The organism is Actinomadura chibensis NBRC 106107 (genome assembly GCF_001552135.1).
GTDB lineage: Bacteria > Actinomycetota > Actinomycetes > Streptosporangiales > Streptosporangiaceae > Spirillospora > Spirillospora chibensis.
The window spans coordinates 48,505-72,266 of sequence record NZ_BCQP01000057.1; the positions used below are offsets into that span (position 1 = coordinate 48,505).

At 72.5% G+C, this 23,762-nt stretch carries 18 protein-coding genes; 11 read left to right on the top strand and 7 right to left on the bottom strand.

All coding sequences use genetic code 11. The features are described 5' to 3' along the window. Nucleotides 1-51 precede the first annotated feature (51 nt). Nucleotides 52-3,006: a glycosyl hydrolase family 18 protein gene (locus ACH01S_RS31200; RefSeq protein WP_083981346.1), complete on the top strand. Its 2,955-nt coding sequence runs from the start codon at nucleotides 52-54 to the stop codon at nucleotides 3,004-3,006. Between the two features lie 107 nt (nucleotides 3,007-3,113). Further along, entirely contained in the window at nucleotides 3,114-3,869 is a 756-nt protein-coding gene (locus ACH01S_RS31205; RefSeq protein ID WP_218010460.1) for a DsbA family protein, read from the top strand. Here ACH01S_RS31205 and ACH01S_RS31210 read toward each other — a convergent pair. After that, on the bottom strand, nucleotides 3,850-4,602 hold the full coding sequence (locus tag ACH01S_RS31210) for a phytanoyl-CoA dioxygenase family protein (protein WP_067899841.1): 753 nt from the start codon (nucleotides 4,600-4,602) through the stop codon (nucleotides 3,850-3,852). The two genes, ACH01S_RS31205 and ACH01S_RS31210, sit on opposite strands and share 20 nt — an antisense overlap. Before the next feature lie 50 nt (nucleotides 4,603-4,652). Next, nucleotides 4,653-6,455 (bottom strand): bifunctional metallophosphatase/5'-nucleotidase, encoded by a 1,803-nt coding sequence (locus ACH01S_RS31215; protein WP_067899844.1) that lies wholly within the window; start codon nucleotides 6,453-6,455, stop codon nucleotides 4,653-4,655. A gap of 429 nt (nucleotides 6,456-6,884) precedes the next feature. Here ACH01S_RS31215 and ACH01S_RS31220 point away from each other — a divergent pair, with 429 nt between their 5' ends. From ACH01S_RS31220 to ACH01S_RS31240, 5 genes are read left to right on the top strand one after another with little or no spacing between them, the layout of a single operon-like run. After that, nucleotides 6,885-8,483 carry an AMP-binding protein gene (locus tag ACH01S_RS31220; protein ID WP_067899848.1) on the top strand — a complete coding sequence of 533 codons (1,599 nt, stop codon included), beginning with the start codon at nucleotides 6,885-6,887 and terminating at the stop codon, nucleotides 8,481-8,483. Beyond that, nucleotides 8,480-9,709 carry an acyl-CoA dehydrogenase family protein gene (locus ACH01S_RS31225; RefSeq protein ID WP_067899852.1) on the top strand — a complete coding sequence of 410 codons (1,230 nt, stop codon included), beginning with the start codon at nucleotides 8,480-8,482 and terminating at the stop codon, nucleotides 9,707-9,709. The genes ACH01S_RS31220 and ACH01S_RS31225 overlap by 4 nt, the downstream gene beginning before the upstream one ends. A gap of 25 nt (nucleotides 9,710-9,734) precedes the next feature. Beyond that, nucleotides 9,735-10,493, top strand: coding sequence for an enoyl-CoA hydratase/isomerase family protein (locus ACH01S_RS31230; RefSeq protein WP_067899855.1), 759 nt, complete (start codon nucleotides 9,735-9,737; stop codon nucleotides 10,491-10,493). Nucleotides 10,494-10,502: 9 nt separating this feature from the next. After that, entirely contained in the window at nucleotides 10,503-11,441 is a 939-nt protein-coding gene (locus ACH01S_RS31235; RefSeq protein ID WP_067899858.1) for a VOC family protein, read from the top strand. Next, nucleotides 11,432-12,517 (top strand): acyl-CoA dehydrogenase family protein, encoded by a 1,086-nt coding sequence (locus tag ACH01S_RS31240; RefSeq protein ID WP_067899861.1) that lies wholly within the window; start codon nucleotides 11,432-11,434, stop codon nucleotides 12,515-12,517. The genes ACH01S_RS31235 and ACH01S_RS31240 overlap by 10 nt, the downstream gene beginning before the upstream one ends. 7 nt (nucleotides 12,518-12,524) lie before the next feature. Here the strand turns inward: ACH01S_RS31240 and ACH01S_RS31245 are convergent, their stop codons facing one another. From ACH01S_RS31245 to ACH01S_RS31265, 5 genes are all read right to left on the bottom strand, one after another. Continuing rightward, on the bottom strand, nucleotides 12,525-14,042 hold the full coding sequence (locus ACH01S_RS31245; RefSeq protein ID WP_067899863.1) for a hypothetical protein: 1,518 nt from the start codon (nucleotides 14,040-14,042) through the stop codon (nucleotides 12,525-12,527). Further along, nucleotides 14,039-14,935 (bottom strand): OmpA family protein, encoded by an 897-nt coding sequence (locus tag ACH01S_RS31250; protein WP_067899865.1) that lies wholly within the window; start codon nucleotides 14,933-14,935, stop codon nucleotides 14,039-14,041. The genes ACH01S_RS31245 and ACH01S_RS31250 overlap by 4 nt, the downstream gene beginning before the upstream one ends. Continuing rightward, nucleotides 14,932-17,421, bottom strand: coding sequence for an Hsp70 family protein (locus ACH01S_RS31255; RefSeq protein ID WP_067899868.1), 2,490 nt, complete (start codon nucleotides 17,419-17,421; stop codon nucleotides 14,932-14,934). Before ACH01S_RS31255 ends, ACH01S_RS31250 begins: the two co-directional genes overlap by 4 nt. Beyond that, nucleotides 17,418-17,933, bottom strand: a complete 516-nt coding sequence (locus ACH01S_RS31260; protein WP_067899871.1) for a nucleotide exchange factor GrpE — start codon at nucleotides 17,931-17,933, stop codon at nucleotides 17,418-17,420. The genes ACH01S_RS31255 and ACH01S_RS31260 overlap by 4 nt, the downstream gene beginning before the upstream one ends. A 137-nt stretch (nucleotides 17,934-18,070) precedes the next feature. Further along, nucleotides 18,071-19,390, bottom strand: a complete 1,320-nt coding sequence (locus tag ACH01S_RS31265) for a hypothetical protein (protein ID WP_083981347.1) — start codon at nucleotides 19,388-19,390, stop codon at nucleotides 18,071-18,073. A gap of 177 nt (nucleotides 19,391-19,567) precedes the next feature. Here ACH01S_RS31265 and ACH01S_RS31270 point away from each other — a divergent pair, with 177 nt between their 5' ends. From ACH01S_RS31270 to ACH01S_RS31285, 4 genes are all read left to right on the top strand, one after another. After that, nucleotides 19,568-20,764, top strand: coding sequence for a histidine kinase (locus ACH01S_RS31270; RefSeq protein ID WP_067899873.1), 1,197 nt, complete (start codon nucleotides 19,568-19,570; stop codon nucleotides 20,762-20,764). A gap of 63 nt (nucleotides 20,765-20,827) precedes the next feature. Then, the gene (locus ACH01S_RS31275) at nucleotides 20,828-21,583 is read left to right on the top strand and encodes a LytR/AlgR family response regulator transcription factor (protein ID WP_083981348.1); all 756 of its coding nucleotides are present in this window, start codon (nucleotides 20,828-20,830) and stop codon (nucleotides 21,581-21,583) included. Nucleotides 21,584-21,660: 77 nt separating this feature from the next. Continuing rightward, nucleotides 21,661-22,035, top strand: coding sequence for a DUF485 domain-containing protein (locus ACH01S_RS31280; RefSeq protein ID WP_246236845.1), 375 nt, complete (start codon nucleotides 21,661-21,663; stop codon nucleotides 22,033-22,035). After that, nucleotides 22,032-23,762, top strand: a complete 1,731-nt coding sequence (locus tag ACH01S_RS31285) for a sodium/solute symporter (protein WP_067899876.1) — start codon at nucleotides 22,032-22,034, stop codon at nucleotides 23,760-23,762. The genes ACH01S_RS31280 and ACH01S_RS31285 overlap by 4 nt, the downstream gene beginning before the upstream one ends.

The following is a 23,762-nucleotide window of genomic DNA, read 5'->3' on the forward strand; positions in this document are numbered from 1 at the left end:
AGCCGCTCCCCACTCCGGGCGATCCTCACCGGGTGTAGCGCCATACTCCTGATGCTCGGCATCACGGCGGTGCTGACGACACCCGCCAACGCCGCCGGGCCGACCGCCGCCTGCCATACCGTCCAAGAATGGGGCGGTGGGGCACAGTACGGCTGCACCATCACCAACGGTGGCAGCGCCTCCATGTCGAACTGGAAGCTGGAGTTCGACCTCGCCTCCAACGTGAAGATGGGCTCCTACTGGGACGCCTCGCTCGCCAGCTCGGGAAGCCACCACACGTTCACCAGCCGGGAGTACAACGGCACGGTCGCGCCCGGCGCGACCGCGACGTTCGGCTTCCTCGTCTCCTTCACCGGCACGCTGACCGAGCCGCAGAACTGCCTGCTGGACGGCCAGCCGTGCGGCGGCGGCACCGTGGACGCCCCGCCGAGCGCGCCCGCCAACCTCCGCACCACCGAGGTCACGTCGACCTCCGTCTCCCTCGCCTGGGACGGCGCGACCGACGACAAGGGCGTCAAGAACTACGACGTGCTGAACGGGACCGCCGTCGCCGCGACCGTCACCGGCACCACCGCCACGATCAGCGGGCTCAAGGCCGGGACGCGCTACACCTTCAGCGTCGTCGCCCGCGACACCGCCGACCAGCTCTCCGAGGCCGCCCAGGGCGTCACCGTCACGACCCCCGGCAACGGTGAGGACACCCCGCCGTCCAAGCCCGCCGACCTGAAGATCACCGAGACGACCAACGACTCGGTGTCGCTCTCCTGGGGCGCCGCGACCGACGACCACGGCGTCACCGGCTACGACGTGCTGCAGAACGGCTCGGTCGTCCAGTCGGTGACCGGCACCACCGCCAAGGTCTCCGGCCTGACGGCGGGCAGCTACAAGTTCGCGGTCCGCGCCAAGGACGCCACCGGCCAGGTCTCCGAGCTGAGCAACGAGGTCACCGCCAAGATCGGTTCCGGCAGCGCCGGCTGCCGTCCGGACGGCCTCTACCAGACGCCCGGCGTCACGCCGCCGTACTGCGACGCCTACGACAACGACGGCCGCGAGAAGATGGGCGACGGCCACCCGCGCCGCGCCATCGGCTACTTCACGAGCTGGCGGACCGGCAAGAACGGCGCGCCGCGCTACCTCGCGAGCGACATCCCGTGGGACAAGGTCACCCACATCAACTACGCGTTCGCGCACATCGACGGCCAGAACAAGGTCTCGGTCGGCAACGACGGGCCGAACAACCCGGCGACCGGGATGGAGTGGCCGGACGTGAAGGGCGCGGAGATGGACCCCGCGCTCCCGTACAAGGGCCACTTCAACCTGCTCAACAAGTTCAAGAAGCAGCACCCGAACGTCAAGACGCTGATCTCGATCGGCGGCTGGGCGGAGACCGGCGGCTACCTCGACGACAACGGCAAGCGCGTCGCGTCCGGCGGCTTCTACACGCTCACCGACAGCCAGGACAAGATCAACACCTTCGCCGACTCGGTCGTGGCGTTCCTGCGCAAGTACGGCTTCAACGGCGCGGACATCGACTACGAGTACGCGACGTCGATGAAGTTCGCCGGGCACCCGGACGACTTCACGTTCTCCAACGCGCGGCGCGCGAAGCTGATGGCCGGCTACGTGTCGCTCATGAAGACGCTGCGCGAGAAGCTGGACGCGGCGAGCGCCGCCGACGGCAAGTACTACATGCTGACCGCCGCCACGTCGGCGTCCGGCTGGATCCTGCGCGGTCATGACACCTACCAGGTCACCCCGTACCTGGACTACGCCAACCTCATGACCTACGACCTGCACGGTTCGTGGAACCACTTCGTCGGTCCGAACGCCGCGCTGTACGACGACGGCAAGGACAACGAGCAGGTCGAAGGCGGCGTCTACAACGCCTACGGAATGGGCTACCTGAACACCGACTGGGCGTACCACTACTTCCGCGGTTCGATGCCCGCCGGACGCATCAACATCGGCGTGCCGTTCTACACCCGCGGATGGCGCGACGTCACCGGCGGCACGAACGGCCTGTGGGGCAAGGCGGCGCTGCCGGACCAGACGAAGTGCCCGCCCGGCACCGGCAAGGACGTCGGCTCCACGACGCCCTGCGGAAACGGCGCCATCGGGCTCGACAACCTCTGGCACGACGATGACGCGGCAGGCGTGGAGCAGGCGTCGGGCAGCAACCCGATGTGGCACGCCAAGAACCTCGAAAAGGGAATCCAGGGCGACGACTACATCGGCGCCTACGGCCTCGACCCGGCGAAGGACCCGGACGACCGCCTCACCGGCACCTACACCCGCCAGTACGACAACACGCTGAAGTCGCCGTGGCTGTGGAACAGCACCAAGAAGGTGTTCCTGTCCACCGAGGACGACCAGTCCATCGCGGCCAAGGCGCAGTACGTGGCGGACAAGGGCATCGGCGGAGTCATGATCTGGGAGCTCGCCGGAGACTACGCCTGGGACCCCGCCCGCAACGGCGGCAAGGGCGAGTACTTCATGGGCCAGACGCTGATCTCGGCGATCAACGACAAGTTGAAGACCGCGGCTCCGTACCAGAACCGCAAGTCGGATCACACGATGCCCACCGAGGTGCTCGACGTGAAGGTGGCGCTGACCAACTTCCCGGTCGGCGACGCCAACTACCCCATCACGCCGAAGATGACCATCACCAACAACTCGGGCCAGACCATTCCGGGCGGCGCCACGTTCAAGTTCGACTACGGCACGTCCGCGCCGTCGTCGATGACGCAGCAGACCGGGTGGACGCTCTCCGTCCAGGCGGGTCACACCGGCAACAACGTCGGCGGCCTGAAGGGCGACTTCCACAGGGCGACGCTCACCGTTCCGAGCTACACGAGCATTCCGAACGGCGGCACCGCCACGGTCGCGCTGAGTTACCAGCTTCCGATATCGACACCGTCGAACTTCGTGCTGACGTTCGGCGGCAAGTCCTACGCGCTCGCGCAGGACTACCCAGTAACCGCGTCAGTAGGCGGCACACACCGCTGACCTGAGCGGCTCCATATAAAGGCAGGGCGTATGCCACCACCCGGCATACGCCCTGCCCAGCCGTTTCCGGCCCCGAGTTTCCCGGCCTGAGAACTGGAGAGTGTGCGGTGGATCGTGCGAGAAGCCGGATGGCGGCGGTGCTGCTGGCGGCCGCGCTGGGCATCGGGGCCGGCGGGTGCGGCGACTCCGGCGGAGGCCGGACGGGGGCGCGGGAGACGCCCTCCTATGCCACCCTCGCGGACGTGCCGGAGAGCCTTTCCCTGGACGGTTCGACGGTCACGGTCGGGAATCCCTCCGCGCTCGTTCTCGTCCATTTGTACGAGGATCCGCGCTGCCCGACCTGCAAGGCGTTCGAATCGATCGGCGGCGGGCCGGTGCTGCGCGACTGGGTCGTGCAGGGCAAGGCGAGGGCCGACTACACGATGGCCTCGTTCCTGGACGGACGATTGGGCGGCCACGGCTCCGAGAAGGCCGTCAACGCCCTGCGCGCGGCGTTCGAGCAAAAGAAGTTCGCCGAATACCACGACGTCCTCTACCGATACCAGCCCGAGGAGACCGTGGACGGCTTCACCACCGAGCGCCTCCTCGAACTGGCGAGCAAGGTCGAGGGGCTGCGCGGACCGGCCTTCGACTCCGCCGTGAAGACGATGAAGTACCGGGCGTTCGTCGACACGGCGCAGGCGGCGTACGTGCGGGCCGGGCGCAAGGGCGGAAAGGGCCCCGGCACCCCGACCCTGGAGATCGGCGGAGTCAGGGTCCCGGACGAAAGCTACAACTCCCTCTTCGACAAGACCGCGTTCACCCAGATACTCACCAGGGTGCACGAAGTAATGGCGCGGGAGACTAAGTCAGCGCGTGCCTGATCGCCGCGCCCACCGGCGCCGACGGGTCGATGGGACCGGCCGAGTGGAGCGGCGGTTGCCCGAGGAAACGCGGGACCGTGCCGTGATGCGGTTGGCCCGCGTGGACCACGAACGGGTGGCAGAGATAGACGGTGCCCGCCGGGCCGGTGGCGTAGGCCGTGGGGCGGTCGGCGCTCGCGGCCTCCGCGCGGCTCGCCAGTTCGCGGGCGTCCAGGCCGTCTTCGCCCTCCGGTTCCAGGAGGCGCGCCACGTCCAGATGGGAGCCGATCCGGAGGCGGGTGGGCGCGTCCTTCTCGGTCACGTCCGAGAAGAGGAAGAGCATCAAAAGCGCGCGGTCCTTTGAATGGACGTTCGCGCGCCAGGAAAGGTAGTCGGTCGGCGACGAGTCGGGACCGGCGAAACTGACGTCCACGTGCCAGTTGTCCACGACGGCCGGTTCTCCGCCGGGAAACCGGATGACGAACCCGCCGAGGCCGGTGCGCGGCGTCCAGCGGCCCTCGCCGACGAGCGCGTCGAACGCGGCGCGCAGCGTCGGCGTGTCGGCGGCGGCCGTGAACGGCGCCTGCCCGTAGCCCGGCCGCGTCGCGATGGGCCCCGGCCAGCTCGACGGATCGTCAGGGTCGGCGCCGAGGTCGTTCCAGATGATGGCGCGGCACTCGTCGGCCAGCTCGCGGGGGAAGGCGTCCTCGACCCGGACGAAGCCGTGCTCGATGAAGGCGTCCACGTCGATCATGGACCCACTCTGGCCTGGCCCGCGTTCGGCGGTCCAACGATTTTCGGCGCTCAGAACACGGGAGTGCCGTCGCGGACAAGCCTCCAGTTCTCCACATGGAAGGTCGCCGGGTCGATGGTCCCCGCCTTGGACGCGTACTCGACGATGGCCTCGCGAATGGCGACCTGCGCGTTGTAGACGACCGGCGCCGCCGTGATGTTCGGGAATCCGCCGCCGCCCGACTGGCGGTAGTTGTTCACCGCCACCACGAACCGCTGGTCGTCCGCGACGGGCTTCCCGTCATAGGCGAGAGCGGCGACGCGCGAGCCCTCCGCCTTGGCGATGTCCACGTCGTACGTGACGCCGGAGAGCTGGTCGTAGTTGTAGTCGGGACGGTTGTTCGCGTTCGTCCACGACGCGGGATCGACGGGCGCGCCCGCCGCGACCTGCTTGAAGTACCGCGCGGAGTATTCGAGGTACGCCTTGATCTGAGAGCCGGTCAACACGCTGGCCAGAAGCGTGTTGTCGTAGATGTAGAGCCCGGCGATGTCCCTGATGGTGACCTTTCCGGCGGGGAACGTCGCGGAACGGCTGAACGGCGCGGCTATCGACAGGACCGGGAGGGCGGCGTTTTCCGTCCCGGCGATGGCGGCCTTCACCGTCGCCGTCTGGACGAGGTGGATGTAGTCCAGGATCGCCGTGTCCTTCCAGCAGGACTCGGCCGCCGACATCTCCTCCGTGGAAGTGGCGACCTCCTTGTTCACATAGGCGACGACGGCGTCGTGCTGCTTCTTGACGAGCGTGACGAGTTCCGGGTCCTCCTGGACGGTGTTCGTGTTCACCGACGTCGCGGATTTCCCGGTCACCTTCCAGCGGCCCCGCTCGTGTGTGAGCGTGAGGTCGAAGACGGAGAGCCGCTGCCCCCAGCATTTCGGCTCGCTCATCACGACCGTCCGGCCGGTGGCCTTGTTGGTGACGAAGCGCTCCGGAATGTCGAGGTGCGCGTGCCCGAACAGGATGGCGTCGATGCCCGGCACCTGCTCGGCGACCAGCGCGGCGGCGTTCTCCACGGGCAGGTCGCCGGTGTAGGACGAGGTGCCGCTGTCCCCGGAGTGCGCGCTGACGATCACGACGTCCGCGCCCTGGCGGCGGATCACCGGCACCCACCGCCGCGCGGTCGCGACCAGGTCGAGGAAGTCGAGCCTGCCGGAGACGTTGCCCCGGTCCCAGATCGCGACGCCCGGGTTCGTGAGCCCGAGCAGGCCGACCGTGATCGGCGGGAACCCGCGGACGCGCATCCGCTTCAGCGCGTACGGCCGGAAGGCGGGACGCCGCGTCCCCGCGTGGACGGCGTTCGCGGCCAGCACGGGCGCGCGCATCTGCCGGATCCAGGCGTCGAGGAACGGCAGGCCGTAGTTGAATTCGTGGTTGCCGAGGGCCACCGCGTCGTAGCCGATGGCGTTCATCTGCCCCGCCATCGGGTGGAGGGCGCCGGTGTCGGTGATCGGCTCGACCGACGCGTAGTAGAAGCCGAGCGGCGTGCCCTGGATCGTGTCCCCGGCGTCGAACAGGAGGGTGCGCTCCCGCCCCCGCGCGGCGCGGATCTGGTTGACCAGGCTCGACACGCGCGCGAGGCCGACGACGTTCCCGTCGCGGTCGCTGTACGCGGCGTCCCGGTAGTAGTCCCAGTCGACGGCGTGGCTGTGGAGGTCGGACGTGCCCATGACGGTGATCGTCACCGTCCGGCCGCCCGGCGCGGCGTCCGCCCGGCCGGGCCAGCCCGCGAGGGCGAGGGCGCCCGCGGCGGTCAGCCCGCCGAGGACCCGCCTCCGGTCGACGTCGGGAACGTGGCAGGAACACCAGCGCGGCTGCATATCGGACCGTTCCTTCCGCAGGGGACGGGAGAACGATAAGGCCGCCGCCCAGGGCCGGGACTGGTGAAATCTTCCGATCCTCAGGGGAGATCGTTGGCAGTCCGCGCCAAACCGGACATCCCCTCCGCCCGGCGTCCGCCGGACCGAAACCACGGTGTGGGCTTCATCACAAAGAGCGGTGAACCGCCCTGGAGATCACTCTTGAAGCGCCTTCTCCCTTTTCGGGGCTGTTGCCGGGTATAGCGATTCGTGCTCATCTATTTACAGCGATGTCCGGTTGTGGACGCTCCCGCCGGTCCGCACCGTACGGCCAGCCCGCCAGCCAGCCGCCCGCCAGCCGACAAGCCACCCCGCCAACCGCCAACCGCCACCAGCCACCGACGACGCACGCCACCGACGACGACGCACACAGCGACAGCGGAGGTCCGGATGCGCAAGGAGACGCTGGAGAGCTTCGTCCTCGGGGACGTCCTCCGGTCACAGGCGCAGGTTCACCGACGGCAGACGTTCCTCAAGTTCCGCGACGGCGAGGTCACCTACGGCGAGGTGGACGACGCCGCCGACCGCATGGCCCGCGCCCTGTCGGCCGCCGGGATCGGGCGCGGCGACCATGTCGGCCTGATGCTGCCGAACTGCGCCGACTTCGTCCACCTGGTGTTCGCGCTGGCGCGGATCGGCGCCGTCGCCGTGCCGATCAACATCGCCTACCGGGGGGAGCTGCTGCGGCACGTCCTGGACAGCTCCGACTCGTCCTGGCTGATCGTCGACGGGCCGTACGCGGAGCGGCTGACCGAGCTCGCGGCGCGGCTGCCGAAGCTCGGCGGCGTGTTCGTCCGGGACGCGGCCGGGAGCGGCGTGCTGCTCGACCGGCTCGGCAAGCCCGCCCGCGAGCTGACCGCGCTGCCGGACGACGCCGACGGCGACCGCCGCGTCGACCTCGACATCCGCTTCGGCGACCTCCAGGCGATCATGTACACGTCCGGGACGACGGGCCCGTCCAAGGGCGCGATGGTGCCGCACGCGCTCGCGCTGACCTGCGCCTACGACTCGCTCGACTTCCTCGACCGGTGGGGCAAGACGATCTACTGCCCGCTGCCGCTGTTCCACGCCGCCGCGCTCTGGGACGGGATGCTGTCCGCCCTCCTCGGCGGCGGCTCGATCGCGATCGTGGAGCGCTTCAGCGCGTCGCGGTTCTGGGACGACGTCCGCCGCTTCGACGCCCGGGTGTGCATGAGCGTGTTCTCGATGATCCCGATCCTGCTGAACCGTCCGCCCACGTCACGGGACCGCGACCACCGGTTGGAGACGTTCTACATGGGCAAGTCCAACCTGGACGAGCCCATGCGGGAGCGGTTCGGCGTCCGGTCGGTGGAGACGTACACGAGCACCGAGGCGGGCATCGCGACCGGCAGCCCGTACGGGGAGTGGCGCGTCGGCTCCTGCGGGCAGGCCCACGACGAGCGGTTCCACGTCGCGGTCGTGGACGAGCACGACCGCGAGGTCGGCGCGGGCGAGCCGGGCGAGCTGGTGCTCCGGCCGAAGCAGCCCTTCGTCCTGACGACCGGCTACTACGGGAACTGGGAGGCGACGACCCACTGCTTCCGGAACATGTGGTTCCACACCGGAGATCGGGTATGGCGCGATGACGACGGTTACTTCTACTTCCTTGACCGGATGAAGGACGCCATCCGCCGGCGCGGCGAGAACATCTCGGCCTTCGACCTGGAGACGGAGATCAACCAGCACCCGGCGGTCCTGGAGTGCGCCGCGATCGGCGTGCCCTCGGAACTGGAGGACGAGGACATCAAGGTGTCGATCGTGGTGCAACCGGACACCGGCATGGACCCGGCCGAGCTGATCGCCTACTGCGAGGAGCGGCTGCCGCGGTCGATGGTGCCGCGCTACGTCGAGTTCGTGGACGCGCTGCCGCGCACGCCCACCGACAAGGTCGCCAAGTACAAGCTGCGGGCGCAGGGCGAGCACGGCGTGACAGAGACGACCTGGGACCGGGAGGCGGACGGCCGGTGAACTGGGACGACACGCCGCAGCAGGCCGCCTTCCGGGCGGAGGTCCGCGCCTTCATCGAGGACGAGTTCCCGGCGGGCTACCGTCCGGCGGGCGACGAGGAGCAGAGCCTCGAACCCGAGGACGTCGCGGGATACAACTGGCCCGTCGACCGCGTCGCCGACGACCCGGAACGCCGGGAGGGCGCCCGCGCGTGGGCGGCGGCGCTCGCCGCGCGCGGCTGGATCGCGCCGCACTGGCCGCAGGAGTTCGGCGGGGCCGGGCTGTCGGCGCTGGAGGAGTTCGTCCTGCACGAGGAGATGATGCGGGCGCGGGTGCCGACCGTGAACGGCATCGGCGCGTTCCTCCTCGGCCCGACCCTGCTCGTCCACGGGACGGACGAGCAGAAGGCCGCGCACCTGCCGCCGATCGCGAAGGGCGAGGCGACGTGGGCGCAGGGCTTCTCCGAGCCGGGTTCCGGCTCCGACCTGGCGTCGCTGCGGACGCGGGCCGTCCGCGACGGCGACGAGTACGTGGTCGACGGCCAGAAGGTGTGGACGTCCCTCGGCCAGTACGCCGACTGGCTGTTCGTGCTCGTCCGCACCGACCCCGACGCCGAGAGGCCCCACCGCGGCATCACGTTCTTGCTCATCAAGGCGGACGCGCCGGGCGTGACGATCCGCCCCATCGAGGACCTGCGCGGCGCCGCGCCGTTCTGCGAGATCTTCTTCGAGGGCGTCCGGGTGCCGGTGGCGAACCGGGTCGGGGACGAGAACCGCGGCTGGTACGTGGCGATGTCCGCGCTCGGGTTCGAGCGGGCCGGGATCGGCGCGACGATCAAGTACGAGCAGGCCCTCGCCGAACTGGTCGCCTACCTGCGCACCCCGGACGGCCGCCGCCACGCCCGCGTCACGCCCGCACTCCGGCAGGAGATCGCGCGCCGCAAAACGGAGATCCGCGTCCTTTACAACCTCGCCCGCTACACGGTGTCGCGGCAGGCGGCGGGCGCGGAGCCCGACTTCGAGGCGTCCGTCAACCAGCTCTTCGGCGCCGAGCTGCACCAGCGCCTCGCCCGGACCGGCGCCCGCGCGTTCGGCCGGTCCGCCGCGCTCTGGCAGCGCGCCGACGCGCCGCTGGCCGCCCTGTTCACCCACATGCGCCGCGACTCGGTGGCGTCCACCTTCCTCGGCGGCACCACCGAGATCCAGCGCAACGTCATCGCCACCCGGGGCCTGAGCCTGCCCCGCTGACCGACCCACCGGAGGAGCGACCCGCATGCCGGACGAGAACTCGTACGAGACCGTCGACCTGCAGATCGAGGAACGCGTCGCCTGGCTGACGCTGAACCGCCCGGAGAAGCTCAACGCGCTGACCCCGACGACGATGACCGAACTGCGCGACATCTTCACCCGCGTCGACGACGACGAGGACGTGTGCGTCGTGGTGCTGCGCGGCGCGGGCGAGCGCGCGTTCTGCGCCGGGATGGACCTCGGCTGGTCGGAGAAGCTGACCCCGCGCGAGCGGATCGAGCAGGGACGGCTCGGCGAGAAGACGTTCGCGATGATGGAGCGGCTGTCGGTCCCGGTGATCGCGGCCGTGCACGGCTACGCGGTCGGCGGCGGCCTGGAGCTGGCGCTCGCGGCCGACTTCATCATCGCCTCGGACAACGCGAAGATGGGGCTCGTCGAGATCACGCTGTCGGCGCGGCCGCCGTACCGGCCGAAGATGACCGAGGACGGCGACCCCGACCAGCCCGAGTTCGGCGGCTCCGCGCCCGGCTGGGGCGGCGTGAAGCGGCTCCCGGAGCGCATCGGGAAGGCCCGCGCGAAGGAACTGCTGTTCACCGGGGCGCGCATCGACGCCGAGCGGGCGCTGCGACTGGGCCTGGTCAACGACGTCTACCCGGCCGACGAGTTCGACAAGCGGATCGGCGAGCTGGCCGAGCGGATCGCCGCGATGAACCGCTACAACCTGCGTCTCGTCAAGGAACTGGTCACGTACGGCTACGACTGGATCGAGCCCCACCCGAGCTAGGAGGACACCGTGCAGATCTACCGCATCGATCACGTCGCGCAGGTGACTCCCGACCTGGACGCCCAGGTCGAGTTGCTGGAGCGGCTGTTCGGGTTCCGGCGCGTCCGGGCCTGGGACAACCCGGCCGAGGGCGTGCGCGGCGCCCGCCTGGAGATCCCCGGCAGCCGGGGACAGGCGTGGGAGGTGCTCGCGCCCGCCGGAGACGGCTCGGCGTTGCGGACCTTCCTGGACGAGCATGGCGGGCGTCCCGGCCTGCACCACGTCGGCGCGGAGGTGCCCGACCTGGAGGCCGTCCGCGCCGAGCTGGAGTCGCGCGACGTCAAGCCGACCGACGGGGTGCGCGGACGCTGGCTGGAGGCGTCGCTGACCCCGCCCGAGCACGGCCCCGGCGTCCTGTGGCGGCTGCGCGGCCCCGGCAGCCTCGACATGTGCGGCGACACTCCCGGTTCGGTGGCCGAGCCGGGCACCCCGGACGGCCCGAACCTCGGCGTCGTCGCGCTCGACCACATCTGCCAGGCGTTCCCCGACCGGGACGTCCTCGCCGCCTGGTACCGCGACCTCGCCGGGTTCGTGCAGGTCTGGCGGACGCCCGAGGACGAGCACCCGGACATGGCGGACCTCGTCCTGAACATCCCCGGCTCCGCGATCTGCTGGGAGGTGATCATGCCGCGCGGGGAGGACTCGTTCATCGACCGGTTCCTGGAGCGCAGCGGGCCCGCCGCCCACCACGTCACCTTCGAGGTCGACGACTGGGACAGGGCGCTCGCCGCCTGCGACCACCACGGCACGCCCACCTTCGACGACGAGGAGGGCGTCACCGACGGCGCGGCCTGGAAGCACACGTTCATCCACCCGAAGCACACCGGCGGCATCCTCGTCCAGTTGTTCTGGGAGGAACGGCCGGGCGTGTGGGTCCGCTCCGACAAGATCCCGCCGTCATGGACCTGAGTCTCAGCGAGGACCAGGAGCTCATCGCCTCCACGGCCCGCGAGCTGCTGGAGTCGCGGGCGGCGACGGCGGGCGCGCGGGCCGTGGCGGGCGACCCCGCCGGGTACTCGGCCGCGCTGTGGAAGGAGATGGTCGACCTCGGCTGGACGGGCCTCGCGTTCCCCGAGGAGTCCGGCGGCGTCGGCGGCGACTTCCTCGACGTGTGCCTGCTGTTCGAGCAGCTCGGGTACGCGCTGGTCCCGAGCCCGCTGCTGGCGTCGGTGGCGTGCGCCGGGATGCCGGTCGCCCGCTTCGGGACGGCCGAGCAGAAGGAGCGGTGGCTCGGCGCGATCGCCGAAGGGCGCGTCGTGACGGCGGCGCCGCTGCCGTGGGACCGTCCCGGCGAAGGACCGGTCGCCGCGCCCGACGGCGACGGGTTCGTGCTGACCGGGACGGCGACGTTCGTGCCGTTCGCCGCGTCCGCCGAGAGCCTGCTCGTGGCGGCGCGGCTCGACGGCGGCGAACCGCGGGCGTTCTGGGTGGACGCGTCGGCCGTGACGGTCCGTCCGCTGGACACGGTGGGGCTCGACCGGCCGTGCCATGTCGAGCTGGCGGGCGTCCGCGCGGACGACGCGCTCGGCTCGGAGGCCGTCGAGGCCATGGCGAGGTTCGGCGCGGCGGCCGTGTGCGCGGAGATGGTGGGCGGGGCGCAGCGCGTCCTCGACCTGACGGTCGCGTACGCGACGGAGCGGGAGCAGTTCGGCAAGCCGATCGGGTCGTTCCAGGCCGTCCAGCACCACTGCGCGGACATGGCCATCGACGTGCTGGGCTCGCGGTTCATCGCCTACGAGGCCGCCTGGCTGCTGTCGTCCGGACGCGACGCCGCCGAGGAGGTGGCGATGGCGAAGGCGTGGGTGAGCGAGGCGTACGAGCGGGTGTGCGCGCTCGGCCACCAGGTGCACGGCGCGATCGGCTTCACCGCCGAGCACGACCTGCACCTGTTCTCGCGGCACGCCGCGTCCGCCGCGCTGGCGTTCGGCGACGGCGACCGGCACTACGACGCGCTCGCCGCCGCCCTCGACGTCCAGGACACGTGACGGGGCGTCACTGGACGCCGGGCGGTTTCGCGCCCGGCTGCCAGCCCGCGTCGAACTTCTCCCGGACGGCCGGGAACCCGTGCAGGACCCGCTTCGCCTCGCCGGGAAGGGCGCTGGTGGCGGCGTAGCCGATGGCGAACGGCAGGCCGATGACGGCGAGCGCCATGAACAGGACGCCGAGCCCGCTCCCGGCGGAGATGCGGGCGCAGGCGAGGGCGAACACCGCGGCGTCCGCGCCGAGGGCGAGGGCCCAGACCTTGGCGCGGCGCTTCCGGTGCGCGGACGCGCAGCCCGCGCAGCGCGGCACCGTGATCGTCAGCTTCCGCCAGGTGATCCGGGTCGTGTAGTGCGGGGTCATCTCGCGCTTGACGTCGCCGTGCATCGGCACCTCGACCCCGCTGCGGTCGCCGCTCGGTTGGTCCCCGCAGAACCAGCAGGTGCCGTAGACCAGGTTGTCCCGGACGATCCTGAGGTTCTCCGCGACGTCCGCCCTGACGTTCGGGGAGTCCGCCATGGCCTCGGCGCGTTCGAGGACGCCCTCCGCCGGTCCCCAGTCCTCGGTCTCGTTGATGTAGCGGACGGCGCAGCGCATCACGGTGCCCGCGACCTCGTCGCGCAGCCCGGCGAGGACGGGATGCCCGGCGGGCAGCACGGCGGCGAGCCCGGCGAACACCGGCTCGGCCCGCTCGGCGAGGCGCACCGCCTCCCCGTACCCGGTCTCCGGGTCGGCGGACGCGCGGTCGAGGGCGTCGTCGCCGGACGACCTGAGCCGGGACGCCTCCGGCGCGGCGGCCGCGGACAGCGCGGCGTCCACCGCCTCCGCGTCGAACCCGGCGCCGCGCATCAGCCGGACATGGGCGGCGGCCTGGTCGTGCGCGCCCGAACTCGCCGCCCGCACGGCCAGCGCCGCGCTCACCGCAAGGACGGCGGCGGGCAGGCGTTCGCGCAGCTCGTCGGCCATGTCGGGGGTGACGCGTGGATCGGCGGCGGCGCGCGCGCGGGCGGCGACCAGGTCCCAGAAGGCGTCGGTGTCGAGGACGGCCCGCCAGCCGCGCAGCGCGCCGTCCCAGCGCTCGTCGCCGAGGTCGCCTGAGTCGAGCGCGCGGGCGTGGGCGAGGACGGCGAGGTTGTGCGCGGCGACGGCGGCCGGACGTCCCGGCCCCGGCTCGGACCAGAGCCGCTCGGCGTCCTCGGCCCGGCCCTCGCGGAGCGCGTCGAGGGCCTCGTCGCCGTTCGCGCGCGACGGCCAGAACCAGAACAGCTCGTCCGCCAGCCGGAGCAGCGGGTCGCGGAGCCGCTGGAACGCCTCCTGGACGGCGTCGGCGCCCGGCGGCGGATCCAGCGGGAGGAGCGGGGAGCCCGGGGAGGAGCCGTCCCCGAACCTGGCCCTGACCCGCAGTTCCTCGGCCCGCCTGCGGATGTCGCGGTCGGTGGCGTCCACGGGGAGGCCGGTGACGCGGAAGGGGTTGTCCCGGTAGAGGTCCGGGCCGATCCCGGCGAAGAGCGCGGTGCCGGTGGCGGTCATGGCGCGACCGCCGCGGAGATGCGCAGGCTGACCGTGCGGTTGCGCGGGTCGTCGGGCGCGGCGCGGTCCGGGAACGGCGGCAGCGCCCCGGCGAGGGTGGACGTCGAGAAGCGGACGGCCGGGATCCCGGCGGCCGCGCTCAGCACCTCGCGGACGACCGCCGCGCGCAGCAGCCCCAGCTCGGCGTTGCTCGCGTACCCGCCGCCGGGCCGGACGGCCGTCCGGTCGGTGTGCCCGATCACCGCGACGGCGAGCCGCCCGGCCTCGGGCCGCAGCAGTTCGCCCAGCTCCCGCAGCGTGGCCCGGCCGCGCCGGGTGAGCGTCGCGTCGCGGCCGAACAGGCCCCGCTCGAACGTGACGGCCAGCTCGCCGTCCCGGCGGACGGCCCGCACGCCCGGGGCCCGTAGGCGCAACCCGTCCAGCGGATCCGGCGCGGGCGACAGGGAGGGGGTGGCCGTGGCCGGGGGAGCGGCCACGACCACCCGTCCGGTGTCGTCGGCGCGGTCGAGCCACAGGTCGGCGAGCATGGCGAGGGCCAGCAGCGCCGCCAGCGCGCCGCCCGCCCGGACCGCCGCCCGCGCCAGGCGGACCCGTCCGGGCCGGGCCGCCCGCGCCCGGATCTCGGCGATCCGGCGGCGTCCCTCGGCGGCGGACCGGTCGCCGGGGGCGAGCGCGGCGGCCTCCGCCCAGCAGCGGTCGGCCTCGTCCAGGCGGCCCTGCTGCGCGTGGATCCGCGCCCGCAGATCCAGGACCGCCGCGCCGTGCTCGCCGTCGAGCAGTTCCTCCGCCTCGGTGTAGCGTCCCGCGCGGGCCAGCGTCCGCGCCTGGGCGAGCGCCGCCTCCCGGACGGCGAGCCGCGCGGCCGGTGCCGGTGCCGGTTTCAGGGCGCTCACCGGCCGAGCCTGACCGTGCTGAGCGGGTCGAGCCGCGTCCGCTCGGGCAGCAGGTCGAGCAGCGCCGAGTTCACCCGGCGCAGCGCGGCGGCGTCGTTCGCGTCGGCGGCGCGCCGCCCCGTGCCGATCAGGTGCGCGGCCTCGCGCTGGTCGCTCATCTCCGGACGCATCGAGCACAGCCGGTCGAAGAGCAGGAACGGCAGCTCGCCGGAGTAGTCCAGTACCTGGATCAGCACCCGGCGCAGCTCGGAGGTGCGCTGCCGCAGCAGGTCCGCGTCGTGCGCGGCCACCGCCTCCTGGAGCGCCTCCTCGGCGCGCCGCAGCGCCGACCGGTGGCTCTCCTCCCCGGCGTCCTGGACGACCTCCCGCACCGTCGGCAGCAGTTCGTTCGCCTCCGCGACCAGGGCGGGCCACTCGATCTCGTCCTCGACCTCGTCGACGGAGGCGCGCAGGTCCATCAGGCGGCGGCCCGCGGCGGCGGCCGCGTCGGGGTCGGCGGACGCCGCGTCGACCTCGGCGTCCAGGGTCAGCACGACGCGCTCGGCGTCGATCCGCGCCAGCACGCCGCCGCCGCGCGGATCGCCCAGCTCGTCCGCCTTCCGGCGCACCTCGGCGAGGCGCTCCTTCTCGGCGGCGACCTCGCGGGCCAGCTCGGCCGGGTCGGGCGGGGCCTCGGTCCGCAGGTCGAGGACGCAGTCGAACTCCTCGTCCAGCATCGGGACGTAGGCGCGGGCGACGACCGTCCGGGACTCGTCGACCGTGACGGTCAGCTCGACCGCGCTGCCCTCGGGGACGTCCCGGGCGACCTGGTCGGGCCGCACCTCGATGCGGCCGACGCGGCGGTTGCGGTTGGCGCGGGCGTGCTCGCCCTCCAGCACCGGAATCCGGATCATGCCCTGCCCGCCGCCGCCCCGGCTGACCGCGACCGTCGTGCGCAGCCGCGCCCGGCGGCGGGCGGGCAGCGGCGTGCCCTTCCGGAACAGCCGCTCGACCTTGTTGCCGTCCAGTCCGACGCCGATGGAGTGGGTGAGGGGCGGCTGCGTGTCCACGCCCCCGACCGTGTAGGTCAGCGTGTCCGGGGTGACGGGACGCCGCGCGCCGGTCGCGTCGGTCAGCTCGATCCGGAAGGCGTTGGCGCGGCCCTTCTCGGCCCACAGCGTCGTCGTGAACGTGCCGTCCGCCGACAGCGGGATCCGGCCGCTGCGCCACGGCGGCCTCGTCCCGTCGTTGACGAACTCGACCGAGCAGCCCGCGGTGTCGGCGCCGGTCACGCGGCCGCCGACGAACGGCTCGATCTCCGGGCCCATCGGCCGGTACTCCAGCTCGACCGCGTACTGGCCGCTCGGCGGCGGGGGACCGGCGAGCGCGGGGTCGAGGCGCTGCGCGCCCGCGAACACGGCGGCGCCGCGCGCCACGACGGTGATCGGGTCCTGGCTCCAGTCCAGCGGGACGCCGAGCCCGGCCCGCGGATCGGCGAGCCGTTCCCGCAGGTAGGGGGCCAGCGTGGGGCCGCCGACGAGCAGCGCCCGCTCGATGTCGCCCGGCCCGAGCCCGCTGTCGGCGAGCGCCTTGCGGCACAGGTTGACCGTCCGGACGACGAACGGCTCCGCCAGCCGCTCCACCTCCGCGCGCGTCAGGTCGTAGAAGAACTCGAACGGCCGGTCGGCGTCGTCGTGCAGCTCGACGACGATCTCGGTGGACGCGGTCCGGGAGAGCTGGATCTTCGCCGCCTCCGCCGCCAGCTTCAGCTTGCTGACGTGCCGCCGCCGCGCCGGGTTGCCGCGCCGCAGGTCGCTGACCGGGTGCTCGCGGACCACCGCCGGGATCAGCAGCTCCTCCACCACCGCCCAGTCGACCTGCTTGCCGCCGAGGTTGTTGTCCCCGCGGTGGTCGACGACCGTCAGCTCGCCGTCCCGGATCCGGACCACGGCGGCGTCGAACGTCCCGCCGCCGAAGTCGTACACCAGCCAGAACGCGTCGTCGTCCGCCGCCTGGAAGCCGTGCGCGAGCGCCGCCGCCGTCGGCTCCTGGAGCAGCGGCGCCTGGACGAGCCCGGCCCGCTCGGCGGCGGCGCGGGTCGCGTCGCAGGCGCTCAGCTCGAACGCCGCCGGGACGGTGATCACGGCCGCCTCGACCTCCGCGCCGAGGTGCTTCGCGGCGTCCTGGCGCAGCGAGCGCAGCACCTCGGCCGACAGCTCCTCCGGCGCCATCGACCGTCCGGTCGCGGCGAACACCTTCGGCGGGACGGCGATGCCCATCTGGAGCTTGAACTCCACGCAGGTGTTGTCGGGGTCCTCCTCGCTGCGCTGCTTGGCGGCCCGGCCGACCGAGACGCGGCCCTGCCTGTCCACCCGCACCGCCGACGGGGTGACGTCGGACTGCTCCGCGTCGTTCTTGACGATCCGCGGCTCGACGCCGTCGAGGACGGCGATCGCGCTGTTGGTGGTGCCGAGGTCGATTCCGACGTCGATCGTTGTCCTGGTCATCGTGTGCGCGTTTCCCTCATCGCTTCAGCGGGCGTGCCGGGCGTGCCGACGATCACCTCGGCGAGCTGGATCGAACGGCTCCCCAGGTACACGCCGGGCCGGACGGTCTCGATGACCTGCTCCCGGACGAGCCCCGGGGTGGGCTGGTAGGCGGCGACCGACATCGCGAGGCCCGGGTCGAACGGCTCGCCCGCGTGGTCCTTGATCTCGACGCCGCCGTCGGCGAGCGCGTCCCACGCCGTCTCGACGTGGTGGACGACCGCGCGGGGCGGGTCGTCCATCCGGGCGACGCGGGCGCGGAGCCGCCACACGCAGGTCGCGACGTCCGCCAGCTCGTCCTCGGGGAAGCCGCCGCCCGGCGCCGGCGCGGAGGTCGCGGCGGGTTCGGCGACGGCGGCGCGGGCGAGCGCGGCGAGCGCGTCCGCGGACCACGCGGACGGCTCGATCCGGAACTCGCGCGGATGCCGCCATTGCCGGAGCGCCGCCCCCGCCCTCGCTGCGACACGCCCCATGTCCGTGAGCCCTTCCGCCCGGCTGCCCCTGTGCGTGGCAACCGTGCCAGGCCGGCGCCGGGACCCCTCCCGGCGCCGTTCCGAAACGCGCGACGCCCGGCCGGGTTCGTCCCGGCCGGGCGCCTTTCAGTACGTCCCTACGGATAGACCGAATAGACCATCCGCTTCCCCGGATGCTCGCCCAGCGTCCAGATGGTGCCGAGCGTCGGGCTGTTGGGGTCGGTGCCGCCCTGCCAGTGCGACAGGTCCTCCGGGCCGATGGCGAGGTCCTGTTCCTTCGCCGTCGACAAGGTGACGGTGGACGGCGTCGCCGGGTCGGTCGTGTAGAGCGTTCCGGCGCCCGTCTCCCCGTGGCTGCGGCTGAGGTACCAGCGGCCGTTGAACCTCAGCGCGCCCTGGACGTTGCTGACCGGCAGCTTGTGCGCCTCGTCGGCGTTCCAGGAGTACTCCGGGTCGAGGATCAGCTCGCCGCTGGTGGTGAAGGCATTCGCGATGGGCCAGGCGGCGACCCGCCCCTTGGCCGTCTGGTCGCCGTCGCAGTACTCGCCCGCGATCACGTGGTCGGCGCCGCTGCGGTCGAGGGAGACGTAGGAGAAGTTGGGCGACCCGTCGGACGGGCTGCACGTGGTGCCGGTCGGGGCCGTCCGGGTCCAGGAGCCGACCTGCGGCATGATGTAGCGGTAGCCGTACCCGTAGTAGGTGTCGCCGACCTTGCCGACCCAGTCCGGGTTCGACGTCGTCCCGTTCGTGGACGCGCCCAGGTCGTAGATGCGGCGCATGTCGAACATCCGGTACCCGCGGTCGGTGTCCGCCACGAACAGGTGGTTGCCGTACCAGAGGATGCCGCCCGCGTGCAGCGGCTTGCTGTAGTCGGGGCTGGACGGGTCCTCCGACACGCGGATGGTGTCGTAGTCGCCGTTGGCCCGCGGATACACCAGCAGGACGTGCCGGTAAGCCCCGGTGTAGGGGTTGATGAAGCTGATCCGGACGCCCTTGACGGGGTTCTTGGTGCCTCCGGCGTGGTCGTACCAACTCACCAGGACGGGCTGGTACCCGTCGCCCCACACCCGGTCGCCCTGCATGTCGGCGACCGTGGTGATGCCCTGCGGGTACCACTCGGTGGTGTTGTTGTCGCCGCTGTTCCAGCAGACGCTCCGCTGGATGGCGACGGAGCTCCCGGACGCCAGCGCGGCGGGCTGGCAGGCGGACCCGACCGCGACCGGCCGCGTCGTGTCCTTCCGGTTCAGGTCGTTCATGATGGTGGTGACGGTGCCCTTCACCAGCGGAAGGGCGTCGGCGCGGTCCCGGAGGTCGGACCCGTAGGCGTTGGGGCGGAGCGCGAAGTTGGCGAGCGACAGCTCGTCGGCGGAGGCGGGGGCCTCCAGCGCGGCGACGAGCGGGGCGGCGAGGGCGAGGGCGGCGATTAAGGCGAGACTGCGACGACGGCGACGGCGCATGCGCACTCCTCACGGCCGGGTCCGCGGCAGTGCGACCCAGGGGGCGCGGACCTCCGACCAAGATCTTTTGTATGGCGACTGAAACATGACACGGATATCCGGATTAAGCCATACCGAGTATGCGTCAAAGTGATCAACCTCACATGCCCCCCACCGCGTGACAAGTAGGTTTGCCGAATGGACGTGGTAGTCGCCGTCGCCGCGACGTTGCTGGTGACGTGGGTTCCGGTGCTGGCGTGGCGGTGGTGGCGGCGGGGCCGCGGCGACGACCTCGGCGGGCCCGCGCGGCGGGCGACGTTCGAGACGCTGCACACCGCGTCCCGGGCCACGCCCGCGTTCCGCGCCGGGCTGACCAGGCAGGGCGCGCAGAAGGCGGCCCGGCATCTGCGGGCGCTGCTCGGCTGCGCCGCCCTCGCCATCACCGACGGGGAGCGGCTGCTCGCCTGGGACGGCGAGCACGACCACCACTCCGCCGGGAGCCCGGGGCACGCGGAGGCGACGCTCGCGACCGGCCGCACGCAGGTGCACGACGTCCCGTGCGACCGGCTCGACTGCCCGATCCGCCGCGTCGTGGTCGTGCCGCTCGCCACCGACGACCGCGTGGTCGGGACGCTCGCCGCCTACGGCGAGGACGTCCCGGCGGGCCTCATCCGCGCCGCCGAGGAGGTCGCGCAATGGGTGGACGCGCAACTCGAACTCGCCGAACTCGACCATTCCAGGACGATGCTCATGGAGGCCGAGATGCGGGCGCTCCGCGCGCAGATCTCGCCCCATTTCATCTACAACTCGCTGACCACGATCGCGTCCTTCGTCAGGTCGGATCCGGAGCGGGCGCGGGAACTCCTGCTCGAATTCGCGGGGTTCACGCGCTACTCGTTCCGGCGGCACGGGGACTTCACGACGCTCGCCGAGGAACTGCGCTCGATCGACCGCTATCTGCTGCTCCAGCGCGCGAGATTCGGGGAGCAGTTGCGGGTCACGCTGCGGATAGCGCCCGAGGTGCTGCCCGTCGCCGTCCCGTTCCTGTCGCTTCAGCCGCTGGTGGAGAACGCCGTCCGGCACGGGCTGCAGGACAGGTCCGAGCCCGGCCTCATCACGATCGTCGCCGAGGACGCCGGGTCCGACTGCGTGATCAGCGTGGAGGACGACGGCATCGGCATGGAGCCCGAGGACGTCCGGCGGCTGCTCGCCGGGGAGGGGCGCGGCGGGAGCGACGACGGCGAGACCGCCGGGATCGGGCTCGCCAACGTCGACGGGCGGCTCCGCCAGGTGTACGGCGACGAGTACGGCCTCGCCGTCGAGACCGGACCGGGCGCCGGGACGAAGGTCACCGTCCGGGTTCCGAAGTATCGTCCTGGTGTCACCGCCTCCTGACCTATTGACTCGGCGGACGTCCGTTGACTGAAATGTGGCGAGCGCTTTGGGAAGGACGGTGCGGTGGGCCTGCGTGTCCTCGCGGTCGATGACGAGGCTCCCGCGCTGGACGACCTCGTCCACCTGCTGCGTGCCGACCCCCGGATCGGCGAGATCCACACCGCCCGGGACGGCGCCGACGCCCTCCGCAAACTCGACCGGGCCCTCGCGGACGGACGTCCCATCGCCGCCGTCTTCCTCGACATCCGCATGCCGGGCCTGGACGGCACCGTCCTCGGCCGCGTCCTCGCCCAGTTCGCCCGCGCCCCGCAGATCGTGTTCGTCACCGCCTACGAGGGGCACGCCGTCGACGCGTTCGAGATCAAGGCGACGGACTACATCCTGAAGCCGGTGCGGCCCGAGCGGCTCCGCGAGGCGATCCGGCGGGTGTCGGAGTCCGCCGAGCTGGACGACGAGGCGCCGCCCGCCGTCCCGGCCGAGCCGGAGCCGATGCCCGTCGAGCTGGGCGGTGTCATCCGGTTCGTCACGCCGTCCGAAGTGCTGTACGTGGAGGCGCAGGGCGACTACGCGCGGCTGCACACGTCCGGCGGCAGCCACCTGGTGCGGATCCCGCTGGCCGCGCTGAGCGAGCGGTGGACGGGCGCCGGGTTCGTCCGGGTGCACCGCAGCCACCTGGTCGCGCTGTCGGCGATCAAGGAGCTGCGGCTCGACTCGGGCCGCTGCACCGTCCTCGTCGGCGACGCGGAGCTGCCGGTGAGCAGGCGGCACGTCCGGGAACTGCGCGACCTGCTGGTCCGCAGGGCGAGGCGGACCCCCTGACCGCGCACGGCCCCCGGCCGGAGGGCGCGCGGCGACCGGACGACCCGAAGCGGCCGGGCGGGATCGCGCCCGGGCGGGTGCTCGTCACCGGGCCGCGGACGCGGGCCGTCCGGCGCCCCCGCTACCCGGTCACGCGCGAGATCGACGAGCAGACCGGGCTCGGCGAGGCGTACATGCGGTCGCTGATCCGCACGCAGCTGCGCCTCGCGGCCGGGCTGTGCCTGGTGCTCGGCGCCGTGGCGTTCGGGCTGCCGCTGCTGTTCGAGGTGTCCCCGGCCGTCCGCGAGCAGGAGGTGCTCGGCGCGCCGCTGCCGTGGGTGCTGCTCGGCGGGCTGATCTACCCGTGGTTCGTCGGCTGCGGCTGGTGGTACGTCCGGCAGGCGGAGCGCAACGAGGACGACTTCGCCGAGCTCGTCGACCGCTCGGAACGCTCCGCCGCGGAGGAGCGGTGAGCGCGGCCTACGGGCTGGCGGGCGTCGTGCTGGTCGTCGTCGCGACCGTGCTGATCGGCGTGCTCGGGGTGCGCATCTCGCGGACGACGTCCGACTTCTACGTCGCGTCCCGGACGGTGACGCCGCTGCGCAACGCGTCCGCGATCGGCGGCGAGTACCTGTCGGCGGCGTCGTTCCTCGGCATCGCGGGCCTGATCCTCGCCTACGGCGCGGACATGCTGTGGCTCCCCGTCGGCTGGACGGGCGGCTACCTCGTCCTGCTGGTGCTCGTATCGGCGCCGCTGCGCCGCTCCGGCGCGTACACGCTGCCCGACTTCGCCGAGGCGCGGCTCGAATCCATGGCGGTGCGGCGGGTCGCGAGCGTGCTCGTCGTGCTGATCAGCTGGCTGTACCTGCTGCCGCAGTTCCAGTCCGCCGGGCTCGTCCTGCGGACGGTGACGGGCGCGCCGGTATGGGCGGGCGGCATCCTGATCGCGGTCGTCGTCGCGGTGAACGTGCTGGTCGGCGGGATGCGCAGCGTGACGCTCGTCCAGGCGTTCCAGTACTGGATGAAGCTGACCGCGCTCGCCGTCCCGCTGGTGTTCCTGCTGCTGGCGTGGCGGTACGACGGCGCGCCCGGCCTGTCGTCGGACGTCCCGCCCCGCTTCGACGACCGCACCACGGTCAGCGTCGGGCTGGCCGTCACCGTGAACGTGACCGCGCCCGTCCAGGTCGTCGTGGACGGCCGGGTCGACGGCCGCGACCACCGCGCCGACCCGCTGGTGCTGGCCCCCGGCGAGCACCGCATCGAGGAGGACACCGACGTCACGTTCCCGGCGGGCGCCGACGTCCCGCACGTCCGCGGCAGCCCTGTCAGCACCGACCGCGAATGGATGCTGCCCCTGGACGGCCGCGACCATTCCCTCTACGGCACGTACTCGCTGATCCTCGCCACGTTCCTCGGGACGATGGGCCTGCCGCACGTCCTCGTCCGCTTCTACACGAACCCGGACGGCCGCGCCGCCCGCCGCACCACCGTGATGGTCCTGTCACTGCTCGGCGCGTTCTACCTGCTGCCCGCGCTGTACGGGGTGCTCGGCCGCCTCTACACGCCCGAGCTGCTGATGACGGGACGCGCCGACGCCGTCGTCCTCACCCTGCCCGGACGGCTCATCGGCGGCCTCGGCGGCGACCTGCTCGGCGCGCTCGTCACCGGCGGCGCGGTCGCCGCGTTCCTGTCCACGTCGTCGGGGATCACCGTGTCCGTCGCGGGCGTGCTGGCGCAGGACATCCTGCGCGGCGGCGTCCGCTCGTTCCGGGCCGGGACGCTGCTCGCGCTCGTCGTCCCGCTGGCCCTCGCGATCACGGCCCGCTCGCTCGCCGTCGCCGACGTCGTCGGGCTGGCGTTCGCGGTGGCCGCGTCGACGTTCTGCCCGCTGCTCGTCCTCGGCGTGTGGTGGCGGCGGCTGACCGTGCCGGGCGCGTTCGCCGGGCTCGTCGCGGGCGGACTGCTCGCCGGGACCGCCGTGATCGTCACCATCGCCGCCGGACCGCCCGGCGGCCTCGCGGGCGCGCTGCTCGCCGAGCCCGCCGCCTGGACGGTCCCCATCGCGTTCACCGTCATGATCGTCGTGTCCTGGTGCACGCCGGGCCGGGTGCCGCCGGGGGTGGCGCGCATGATGGTGCGCCTGCACACGCCCGAGTCGCTCGACGTCGACCGGGGCACCTGGCGTCCGCGACGGGTCTGA

Bases quoted from the DNA above. Each gene is read 5' to 3' on its own strand.
- ACH01S_RS31200 (WP_083981346.1), top strand. From the start codon at position 52: ATGCTCGGCATCACGGCGGTGCTGACGACACCCGCCAACGCCGCCGGG.
- ACH01S_RS31210 (WP_067899841.1), bottom strand. From the start codon at position 4,602: ATGATCGACGTGGACGCCTTCATCGAGCACGGCTTCGTCCGGGTCGAG.
- ACH01S_RS31215 (WP_067899844.1), bottom strand. From the start codon at position 6,455: ATGCAGCCGCGCTGGTGTTCCTGCCACGTTCCCGACGTCGACCGGAGG.
- ACH01S_RS31220 (WP_067899848.1), top strand. From the start codon at position 6,885: ATGCGCAAGGAGACGCTGGAGAGCTTCGTCCTCGGGGACGTCCTCCGG.
- ACH01S_RS31230 (WP_067899855.1), top strand. From the start codon at position 9,735: ATGCCGGACGAGAACTCGTACGAGACCGTCGACCTGCAGATCGAGGAA.
- ACH01S_RS31240 (WP_067899861.1), top strand. From the start codon at position 11,432: ATGGACCTGAGTCTCAGCGAGGACCAGGAGCTCATCGCCTCCACGGCC.
- ACH01S_RS31245 (WP_067899863.1), bottom strand. From the start codon at position 14,042: ATGACCGCCACCGGCACCGCGCTCTTCGCCGGGATCGGCCCGGACCTC.
- ACH01S_RS31255 (WP_067899868.1), bottom strand. From the start codon at position 17,421: ATGACCAGGACAACGATCGACGTCGGAATCGACCTCGGCACCACCAAC.
- ACH01S_RS31260 (WP_067899871.1), bottom strand. From the start codon at position 17,933: ATGGGGCGTGTCGCAGCGAGGGCGGGGGCGGCGCTCCGGCAATGGCGG.
- ACH01S_RS31265 (WP_083981347.1), bottom strand. From the start codon at position 19,390: ATGCGCCGTCGCCGTCGTCGCAGTCTCGCCTTAATCGCCGCCCTCGCC.
- ACH01S_RS31270 (WP_067899873.1), top strand. From the start codon at position 19,568: ATGGACGTGGTAGTCGCCGTCGCCGCGACGTTGCTGGTGACGTGGGTT.